Here is a 3,104-nt window from a genome sequence, read left to right as displayed (position 1 = left end):
TCCAGGGTGTCAAATTCGCTGACATCCTTGGCAAGTTCATCATCCAGCGGGGCCAGTTCCTTACGTTTAATTTCTTTCACGGTTACTTTAAAGGTTGCAGGTTTGCCGGCCAGGTTTTCTGCATGGTATTCCTCGGGGAAGGTTACGTTGACATCTTTTTCTTCGCCTACTTTTACTCCGATGAGCTGGTCTTCAAAGCCGGGAATAAAGGTACCGGAACCGATGGTCAGAGAATAATTTTCGGCAGTGCCGCCTTCAAATGCTTCGCCGTCTACATAACCGGCAAAATCAATGATGGTTACATCGTCCTTTTGTACTTCTCCTTCTTCTACGGTAACCAGTTTGGCATGGCGGTTTTGCAGACGCTCCAGTTCTTTCTGTACATCTTCATCGGAGACTTCTGTGGTAGGACGCTTTACTTCCAAACCTTTATATTCGCCAAGGGTCACTTCCGGTTTGACCTCCACGGTGGCTTTAAAAATAAGAGGCTTACCCGGTTCACCCTGCACAATGTCAATTTTAGGCTGGTCGATGGGCTCCGTTTCGGTTTCCTTGATGGCTTGCATGTAGCTTCGGGGACGATCATTTCGGCGGCTTCCCCAAACAGAGTCTCTTTTCCTACATAACGTTCAACCATTGCCCTAGGCGCTTTCCCTTTACGGAAACCGGGAATGTTCACCTGCTTAACGACTCTCTGGTAGGCTTTGTTCATTGCCTGTTCCAGTTTTTCTGTCTCTACCTCAATTTCTAAAAGGACGGTGTTTTTTTCTATCCTTTCTGCTGTGGCCTTCATTTTACAGTGCTCCTCCTTAAATACATGTTTTGTTTGATAAAGCTTTTATTTTACTGAAATACACCCTCCCATAGCCTGCAACCTTAGTCCTTATAGTGTAACCCAATACGGGCATGACACTGTATTTAGTTCTACGAAGGTTGTCCAACTCCTGCCCGGAGTCAAATCATTTCCAGCCAAAAAGGGCAATTTTTTCCAGCTGCCTCGATAATTAAAATACCAGGGCAGAACCCTGGCCACTGTATATCATTACAATTATACCATAATGTTAACGGTTTGCAAAACATTTGCTCAGAGAATGTTCGTTCCATTTGGTTTGACAACAGAACATTTGGTTATCAAATTTAATCATGTATACATTAAAGATAATTGAAAAAACGCAGAAATTTGTGCTAATATAGAAGTAACGGAGGATTAAAACCATGTCAAATACTTGTTCTGTTTGTAATCATCCAGCAAGCCGGATATTGGAATGCCCCATTTGCGGTGACGACGTATGCCTGTCGTGTTATGAACAATGCAACGTATGCGGGCAGTGGGTCTGCCACAGGCACATCATCTGCGTTTATAAAAAGGTTCATCTTTGTACCGATTGTTATGCCAATCAATTGCGAGATACCGACTGAAGCCGGAGGATTGTTCCCCCGGCTCTTAAATTTATTTTGCCTCCCGGGAGATGATAAGGGTAAATAATTTAAGGTTAAGCAGTAATGTTTAACCATAGGAGGGTCACCTTTCCATAGGCTCTTACGTATAATGGAGTAAGATTGTTAAGGGAGGTTAGACCCTATGTCCGACGAATTAAAAGAAACAGAAAATCCGGAGACCGCCAGTGAAGAAAACTCCGACGTTATTTCATCTTCATTTTTTAAAAGACGCGGGTTGCTTGTGGAGTTTGAATTTGTAACCCTCCAACCAAGTAACACCAGCGGTGCAACGTCTATTCCTCTTACTACAACCCCGACTACCATCGCTTCTCTAACGGGTGATGATGCTTTAAACATTTTTGTTGTATGCAGCCGGGTATGGTTAACTGCCACGGTTGGCTGGCAGGCCATTACCAATGTAGGAAACAAGGTCGATGTTCTGTTTAAAATCTTTAGAGATGCTCCTGTTACCGGTCCATTAATTTTCAGCTGCCGTCAAAGCGCCAATGCTGCGGAAGAAAATTTTGAGACCACCACTTTTACCCATGTAGATTTGCCGCTGATTCCCCTTAACCCCTGTGATGATTTTCATCATCCTGAGAAGGTTAGTTATTTCTTAACAGCCGAACTGCCATTAGCAGGCAGCCAGGCTAACGTTATCGGTCCGATTACTTTTACGGGAGCACAAATTCTACCAAATTTTAAATAAAAACTCTCTGCTACAATGGAGAAGCACCATCCTTTACAAAAGAAAAAGTCCGAGGAATGATCCTTGGACTTTTTTCTTTTGCTGGTGCGGATGAAGGGACTTGAACCCCCACGCCTTGCGGGCACCAGATCCTAAGTCTGGCGCGTCTGCCAATTCCGCCACATCCGCATGTATTTTTTGTTTAAACATAGAAAATGGTGACCCATCCGCGACTCGAACGCGGGACACCCTGATTAAAAGTCAGGTGCTCTACCGACTGAGCTAATGGGTCACGTAAAGATGGCTGGGGCGGCTGGATTCGAACCAACGAATGCCGATTCCAAAGACCGGTGCCTTACCGCTTGGCGACGCCCCAGTATATTTATATGAATAATATGGGGTGGATAATGGGACTCGAACCCACGGCCTCCAGAGCCACAATCTGCGCTCTAACCAGCTGAGCTATACCCACCACAACAACTTTGTCGACTCGCACAAATTATGTTACCAAAATGTTAAGATGTTGTCAAGCTTATTTCAACAAGGTATTCTTTGTCATTTGATGCTGCTTTTTCCTGACACTTTAGCCACACTGCCGTGAACAATTATTGATTATATACAGGTTGATATTCATTGTCAACGGGTAAGATGAAAAAATAACCCTTAAGGATTTTCCAATTCAAGTGAATTCAAGTGGGGACGGTTCTTGACTTGAATTCATCGTTTTCAAATTCAAGTCAAGTCGAGTAGATGTGGGCCTCTCGGGTTTTAGGAGACGCTTTGTTTTCCGTTGACTGCGCCGGTTCAGCCATTTAAAGATAAATTTTATTACTTTATCTCTAAAGTTCTGTACAGAGCGCAGGTTATCAGTGATGGCCTAGTATTGATAGTATCCTTTCAATTTGCGACATAACTGATCCATTAATACCTTGACCGGCAGGTGCCGATTGTCCCGTAACCATTCTTTCACCCGAAG

At 43.9% G+C, this 3,104-nt stretch carries 1 protein-coding gene, 4 tRNA genes and 1 pseudogene; 1 reads left to right on the top strand and 5 read right to left on the bottom strand.

Annotated elements, in window-relative coordinates; all coding sequences use genetic code 11:
• Nucleotides 1-793: pseudogene (gene tig, locus P378_RS17475) on the bottom strand (trigger factor); the annotation flags it as partial.
• Nucleotides 794-1,582: 789 nt separating this feature from the next.
• On the opposite strand from tig, the gene P378_RS17465 reads away from it, so the two are divergent.
• Nucleotides 1,583-2,149 (top strand): hypothetical protein, encoded by a 567-nt coding sequence (locus tag P378_RS17465; protein WP_099083954.1) that lies wholly within the window; start codon nt 1,583-1,585, stop codon nt 2,147-2,149.
• An 82-nt stretch (nt 2,150-2,231) separates the two neighbouring features.
• Here the strand turns inward: P378_RS17465 and P378_RS17460 are convergent.
• From P378_RS17460 to P378_RS17445, 4 genes are all read right to left on the bottom strand, one after another.
• A tRNA-Leu gene (locus P378_RS17460) sits at nt 2,232-2,317 on the bottom strand.
• Nucleotides 2,318-2,344: 27 nt separating this feature from the next.
• Nucleotides 2,345-2,420: transfer RNA gene (locus P378_RS17455), tRNA-Lys, on the bottom strand.
• Between the two features lie 9 nt (nt 2,421-2,429).
• Nucleotides 2,430-2,504, bottom strand: a tRNA-Gln gene (locus tag P378_RS17450).
• 20 nt (nt 2,505-2,524) lie between these two features.
• A tRNA-His gene (locus tag P378_RS17445) sits at nt 2,525-2,600 on the bottom strand.
• Nucleotides 2,601-3,104: the final 504 nt, after the last annotated feature.

Source organism: Desulforamulus profundi (genome assembly GCF_002607855.1).
Note: the sequence above shows the minus strand (reverse complement) of the source record. Positions and strands in the feature narration are given on the sequence as shown.